The sequence below is a fragment of the Fonticella tunisiensis genome (genome assembly GCF_004364155.1).
GTDB classification, from domain to species: domain Bacteria; phylum Bacillota; class Clostridia; order Clostridiales; family Caloramatoraceae; genus Fonticella; species Fonticella tunisiensis.
The window spans coordinates 1-4,509 of the sequence record NZ_SOAZ01000051.1; the positions used below are offsets into that span (position 1 = coordinate 1).

Annotated in this window: 7 protein-coding genes and 1 pseudogene; 6 read left to right on the forward strand and 2 right to left on the reverse strand. The window is 30.4% G+C overall.

The window, feature by feature from the left end:
- The 6 genes from EDD71_RS15575 to EDD71_RS14895 form a co-directional block, all read left to right on the forward strand.
- The coding region (locus EDD71_RS15575; RefSeq protein WP_207669364.1) for a hypothetical protein at positions 1-180 on the forward strand (180 nt) is incomplete at its 5' end.
- Positions 181-255: 75 nt separating this feature from the next.
- On the forward strand, positions 256-711 hold the full coding sequence (locus tag EDD71_RS14880) for a hypothetical protein (protein ID WP_133629500.1): 456 nt from the start codon (positions 256-258) through the stop codon (positions 709-711).
- Positions 712-786: 75 nt separating this feature from the next.
- Entirely contained in the window at positions 787-960 is a 174-nt protein-coding gene (locus EDD71_RS15455; RefSeq protein WP_166636511.1) for a hypothetical protein, read from the forward strand.
- A 1,203-nt stretch (positions 961-2,163) separates the two neighbouring features.
- Positions 2,164-2,529 (forward strand): MazG nucleotide pyrophosphohydrolase domain-containing protein, encoded by a 366-nt coding sequence (locus EDD71_RS14885; protein WP_133629501.1) that lies wholly within the window; start codon positions 2,164-2,166, stop codon positions 2,527-2,529.
- 73 nt (positions 2,530-2,602) lie between these two features.
- On the forward strand, positions 2,603-3,139 hold the full coding sequence (locus EDD71_RS14890; RefSeq protein ID WP_133629502.1) for a GNAT family N-acetyltransferase: 537 nt from the start codon (positions 2,603-2,605) through the stop codon (positions 3,137-3,139).
- Between the two features lie 127 nt (positions 3,140-3,266).
- Positions 3,267-3,689 carry an NUDIX hydrolase gene (locus EDD71_RS14895; RefSeq protein ID WP_133629503.1) on the forward strand — a complete coding sequence of 141 codons (423 nt, stop codon included), beginning with the start codon at positions 3,267-3,269 and terminating at the stop codon, positions 3,687-3,689.
- Between the two features lie 72 nt (positions 3,690-3,761).
- On the opposite strand, the pseudogene EDD71_RS16175 reads toward EDD71_RS14895, so the two are convergent.
- Together EDD71_RS16175 and EDD71_RS14905 are read right to left on the reverse strand one after the other, a co-directional pair.
- Positions 3,762-3,866 (reverse strand): annotated as a pseudogene (locus EDD71_RS16175) (IS3 family transposase); the annotation flags it as partial.
- Entirely contained in the window at positions 3,851-4,225 is a 375-nt protein-coding gene (locus tag EDD71_RS14905; RefSeq protein ID WP_133629504.1) for an IS3 family transposase, read from the reverse strand. The gene EDD71_RS14905 and the pseudogene EDD71_RS16175, both read right to left, overlap by 16 nt.
- Between the last annotated feature and the right edge of the window lie 284 nt (positions 4,226-4,509).

A 4,509-nucleotide genomic window follows, 5' to 3' on the forward strand; every position in this document is an offset into this window, starting at 1 on the left:
ATTGTAGAGCTCACTTGTGATTTGTCAAGGGTAAAGACTTCGCCTGCTCCGCAGCCCTTGACAAATCCCTACATTCGCTCAATTTTAGTAATTAACATGGGCTTAAGGTTAAGTATGGGCTACCTTAACCCTATTCAACATGATTTTTTACTAAATGTTGCATTTAATATTGCAATTTAAGATGATTTATTAAATATTTTAAGCAATTCCAGAGAATAAAATAATTGTTTGGGAATAAAAGGAGAAAATGTAAATATGAATTGGGCAGTAAGATTAGTGGGTAATAGGTCTGATATTGAAGAATTAGAGTTATTACTTACATCACCACAATTATATATAAAGAAAATTGATAACGATTATTTTATTAAATCTGAAAAATTTAATAATATTAATAATGCTGAAGAAGTATTTAAGTTAGCAAAAGAATATGTTAATAAGATTATTGCCTTTTTATATATTCATAAAGGCTATAAGCCAATAGTTAATATAGACCTGGTGATGAATTTAGAAAATCCTAGTCTTAAACAATGTTACATGTTTATTGAAGAAACTATCAGTATAACTGATAGGGTTAGGATAACACTTATAGATGAAAATGGAGAGCATATTAAAGAAGATGATATTTTAAAAGAAAGTTTTGAACTATCCTTAAAAGATGAAAAGGTGCAAAAAGTATTGAAGTTAGTTTATAACGAAGGTACAAAAGATTAGGTTAATCTTTATAAAATATATGAAATAATTAAAAGTGATATAGCCCCTGTTAAACAAGGATGGGTAGAAAGTAAAGTGATAGATAATTTTAAGCATACTGCAAACCATCCAGCAGCGGCGGGGGATGGTGCAAGACATGGTTTTATGAAAAATCAGGCTCCACGAAACCCTATGGACATTGTAGATGCAAAGCAACTAATTGAGGCTATATTTAAAAAGTGGATTAGATATAAGGTCAATAATAAATAGATACAAATAAAGTGATTAATGAGTAGAATCTTAGTTTGCACTGAAAAGATATGATAAGTTTCTTAATTGTTTTTGAAAGTTCCACTCACTGCCTATGAGAATAAGGGAAGAAATTCATTCTTATTTCCTTGACCCTTAGCGCATAGCCATACTATGCATAACCCTAAAAAACTCGTGTCACGAATAAAAAAGTCGTGTTAAAAATAAAAAAGTTGTGTTAAGAATCATGGTGAAAATAGGGTAGAAAACCTTATTGGAGCCATGATTTTTTATTAGGATTATTAGGGTTAAGGAGAAAGGGATAAGGCTAAAGGTATTGATTTTAAAGGATTTGAAGGGTGTATTGATGAAAGATATTGAAAAAAACTTTCCCCTTTTTCCTTTTAACTTTTCCCTATTCTTGACACGACTTTTTTATCTAAAATGAGGCTGAAAATAGGAAAATATTAGGAGAAAGGAATAAGGAAAATGGGTGATTTTTGACATGACTTTTTTATCTGGAAAGAAATAGGGAAATAGGGTTAAGAATAGATGGGACAAGGGTTTGAGGGGGGTTGGGTTTTAACATGAGTTTTTTATTTGTATACAACAGCGATTGAAAAAACGAATTGAAAAAATACATAACTTAATCCTTAACCCATGAATCTATCTCTATTTTCCTTTCAAAACATCATTATTAAAATCGGTATAGGGATTAAGGAAAAAGTGTTAATAAATGGGTAAAAATATGAGATTTTAGAGCGGACTTTATTATCTGGTAGAAATTAAGATATATGAAAATCAAGGGTTTGAAGGGTGTGGATGGAGTGGAGATTATTATAAATATACATTAGGATTCTAGTGTTGACATACATTTCATGATACTCGATAATGGTAATATAGTTTTGCAATATGATGTTAAACATTTATAGAATATGATGTTGTTATCGGCAATTTTAAATGGAGAGATTTAGGCAATAAAAAACGGAGAAAAATTACCAAGTAGTTTTGTTGCCATTGACATTGAGTCTCCGTGGGGTATGTTAATTGTCCTTGAGCTATACTGTGAAGATAAAGACAAGGTATCTGAATTTATTAGTAAGGTTAAGGATGAAAGAATAGTCGTAGATTATGAAATCTAAAGGGTATTAGATTACTCCGGAATATATTATTAAAGGTTGTCGCAAGAGTAATTAAATGTAAATCAAAGAAAGGTGAGATTATATGTATACTGATGCGAATGATTTAAGAGTTTCTGAAATGTTGGAATTATCATATAGGTTATGGGAAAAGCATAGCAATTCATGGTCTCCTATGGAACCAGAGTATGCTAAATCATTTATTCTTTATATGATTGAAGAAATTGGTGAATCTATAGCAATCATTAAGAAAAAAGGTGAAAAAAATATTATGAATGATTTAAAGGTAAGAGAGCATTTTATTGAGGAATTATGCGATGTATTAATGTATTTTATGGATGTATTAAATAGATTTCATATTTCTTCACAGGAATTTTCAAATACATATATAAGGAAATTTGAACACAACATAGGCAGAGATTATGAAGGGCAATACAAAAGATTAAAGTAACTGATTCGTAATATTCTTCTATTGTTAACAAAGGCAAAAAAATGTGAAGATTATATTAAGTGAGGTTAGGTATATGGACGAAAGATTGTATCTACATATTCCTTCTTTTGAGGAATTCGATTATAGACAGAAAATATTATTTCAGCCTGATACGATGTCATATAACAAAGGTTGTGAACTTGGATTAGATAACTATGATAATGAAACAGGGTGTATTGACTTTAGAAAAGAATATTGGAAGGACTGGTTTTCTCGATGGATAAATAATACGCCTGACAGATATTACGCATATATTATCAAAAGCGATGAAAATATTCCTATTGGTGAAGTTGCTTTACGTTATGTTGATGGGGAGAATGCATACTGTGCTAGCATAATTATCGAAGCAAAATATAGGGGTTACGGATATGGTGAAGAAGCATTGCGATTGCTGATTGATGTAGCTTTTCATGAATTAAATGCAAAGAGGATTTTCCATAATTTTCCGAAAACAAGAGTATCCGCAGAAATAGTCTTTAAAAAAGTGGGATTTAAAAGAATTTCAGATGATATTGTTGAATTAACCCAAGAAAACTATTTAAATCAGTTTAATCAACATACACGATTGTAGATTATAAACATAATGAACGAATTCAGTTATACCACAATATTCTTATTTTGTTTTGCAATAAGTGAACCTATTGTTGCAGAACAGTAAAATTATACGAAGCAAAAATTTTATATTAGGGGGAAAAAGAATGTTATATGAGAATAAAATTGTGGTTGCTGTAAAAGGTATAATCATAAGAAAAGGAAAAGTATTAATTGTTAAACGGGCTAATGATGATGAAATAGAACCGGGAACTTGGGAATGTGTTGGTGGCAAAATTGAATTTGGAGAAGCATTAGAGACTGCTCTTATAAGAGAGGTTAAGGAAGAAGTTGGATTGAATATAACTGTTGATAAAATTCTATATGCAACTACTTTTAAAACTAACCCCACAAGGCAGGTTGTTATTCTTACATACTTGTGTGAAAGCAATGATGGAGAAGTGGTTTTATCACCTGAGCATATGGATTATCAATGGGTAACAAAAGAACAATTAAAACAATTTCTACCTCCAAATATAATTATGGACTTTGAGAAAAACAATGTATTTGAATTGGAGGAAATTATATGACAAAAGTATATTTTGTAAGACATGCTAAACCTGTACTTATGTCAATATAGCAGACACAAAAACTCGAATTTTTTATGCTGATTTCCTAGCTCTATCCTCACATTGCTGAGGAGTAATATACCCTATGCTACTATGGATTCTTTTTCTGTTGTACCAGGATTCTATATATTCAAATATTGGATATATGTAATATCAGTAACCCATTTTTCATTGATTGTAGTTGTGGAAAAGTCTCTTTTTAAAATGTTTTCCTTTCCCTCAATCTTGGTTTTCGATGAGTGGGGCTTGTACTTCTTGCAAACTATTGATTTAATCTCCAAATCTTTCATAAGCCTTTGAACTCTCTTTAAACTTATAGTTTCTCCCTGACTAATCAGGATTTTATGAATCTTAGGAGCTCCATAACGTTTTTTGCTATCTTTATATATTTTAATAATTAGCTCTTTTAACCTTTTATTTTCAATGCTTCTTTTACTCTCAACTTTATTGAGATGCTTATAGTAAGAACTTCTTGAAAGCTTAAGAACTCTACACATTAATTTAACATCATGCTTATCCTTGTTATTATCAATAAACTTAAAGATAGAATTTACTTCTTCGCGAATATGGCCATGGTTTTTTTTAATATTTCATTTTCCTCCTTAAGCATAGCCATTTCTCGCTTCAATGCTTTAAATTCTTTCATAGTTACAACGTAAGCGTCAAATGTTTCCCACATAGAAATTTTGCTTTATTCATGAGAAAATATTCCTGAGAAAAGGAGGAATCGTATCATGAATAAAACAGAAATACGAGATGAATGGGAAAAGCGGATTGCTGC

What these genes read in the sequence shown, in the direction of transcription:
- EDD71_RS14880 (WP_133629500.1), top strand. Translation starts at nt 256, where the DNA reads ATGAATTGGGCAGTAAGATTAGTGGGTAATAGGTCTGATATTGAAGAA.
- EDD71_RS14890 (WP_133629502.1), top strand. Translation starts at nt 2,603, where the DNA reads ATGGACGAAAGATTGTATCTACATATTCCTTCTTTTGAGGAATTCGAT.
- EDD71_RS14905 (WP_133629504.1), bottom strand. Translation starts at nt 4,225, where the DNA reads ATGTGTAGAGTTCTTAAGCTTTCAAGAAGTTCTTACTATAAGCATCTC.
- EDD71_RS14895 (WP_133629503.1), top strand. Translation starts at nt 3,267, where the DNA reads ATGTTATATGAGAATAAAATTGTGGTTGCTGTAAAAGGTATAATCATA.
- EDD71_RS14885 (WP_133629501.1), top strand. Translation starts at nt 2,164, where the DNA reads ATGTATACTGATGCGAATGATTTAAGAGTTTCTGAAATGTTGGAATTA.